Raw genomic sequence first — 1,344 nt, forward strand, 5'->3', positions numbered from 1 at the left:
AAATGTATGGTCAGCCCATCTTCTGCCACTCAGCAGCGATTAACGGTAAATCGAGCTTGCGCTAATGTATCCGGGCTCAGTGTGAGCACGGATAGCGCTCGGCCCTTGATGAGTAGTCGCTCCTGCCTGTCCTTAAAAAGGCTTCAGCTTCCAAAGCTCTTTTGGTTATCAGGTTTTCAGTCAGGATGTCTGCCGTTTATCGTCATCAGTACTGACGTCGCAAAAGCCGTTGGTGAAACGAACAGATTAAGCTAAGAGCGTTGAGTTAAAGGTGCCGCCCTTGGTTAACAACGCCCAGACGATTCTTGCCATTTTGTTCGCGAGGGCGCAGGCCACTTTGTTTGGATGTTTGCGCGCCAGTAGGTTTTTGGCCCATACACCGAGGGCATCCGTTCGCTTATCGACGCGACACAAAACGGCGTGAGCGCCCTGCATCAACAAACTCCTTAAATACTTGTCCCCTCGCTTGCTGATGCCGAGCAATGTCGTTTCCCCACCCGTTGAGTACTGCCGCGGCACCAGCCCCAACGACGCTGCAAAATCGCGAGATGAGTTGAAAACCGAAGCGTCGCCGACATCGGCCACCAGCGCGCTAGCGATGAGAGGGCCGATGCCGGGGATGCTCTGCAGGCGTTGGCCGGCATCGTTTTGGGTCAGCTGTTGTTTGATTTCGACGTCGAGTTTTTTGATCTCATGTGTCAGCTGCCGAATGTCTTCAAGCATGCGTTTGATAGCACTTATCAAGCGAGTGGGTAGTTCACGGCTCTCCATCAGACCTGAGAGCCGATCCAGTGCGGCGTATCCAACGGGAAAAACGACGCCGAACTCCAGGAGAAATCCATGCACTTGATTGATGACGGCGGTGCGTCGATTTACTAAAGACTTGCGCAGTCGGTGTTCTGTGGACAGCACCTGCTGTTCTACGGTTTTGACTTGAACCGAGCGGGTTCTGGGGCGCGAGGCCGCTTCACAAATGGCCTCGGCATCAATGAAATCGTTTTTATTGCCGGTGACGTAGGCCTTCACATGTTGGGGTGCAATCAACTGCACGTGATGGCCCTGTTCCATGATTTTTCGGGCGAGCCAATGAGACCCGCCACAGGATTCCATGGCGATTTTGCAGGTCGAGATCTGCGCCAGAAAGGGGAGTAATTGGTTTCGGTTGAGTTTTTTACGCAGCACCTGATGGCCTCTGGCGTCTTGGCCATGCAGGTGGAAAGTGTGTTTGCCGATGTCGATACCCAAAAGCGTGATGGTATTCATGAGAGATCCTCCTTCGGTAAAAAGAGAGCCTCGGCAAGTTTAGACCCGCCGAGGATCTCACCGGGCTGACCATCTCATTAA

Annotated in this window: 1 protein-coding gene; it reads right to left on the reverse strand. The window is 53.2% G+C overall.

The window, feature by feature from the left end; all coding sequences use genetic code 11:
- Positions 1 to 246: 246 nt before the first annotated feature.
- Positions 247 to 1,263: an IS110 family RNA-guided transposase gene (locus AC0ZWN_RS28745; protein ID WP_476337706.1), complete on the reverse strand. Its 1,017-nt coding sequence runs from the start codon at positions 1,261 to 1,263 to the stop codon at positions 247 to 249.
- Positions 1,264 to 1,344 lie beyond the last annotated feature (81 nt).

This window comes from Pseudomonas sp. 3B-A001-10F, from assembly GCF_056313565.1.

Bases quoted from the DNA above. Each gene is read 5' to 3' on its own strand.
- AC0ZWN_RS28745 (WP_476337706.1), bottom strand. From the start codon at position 1,263: ATGAATACCATCACGCTTTTGGGTATCGACATCGGCAAACACACTTTC.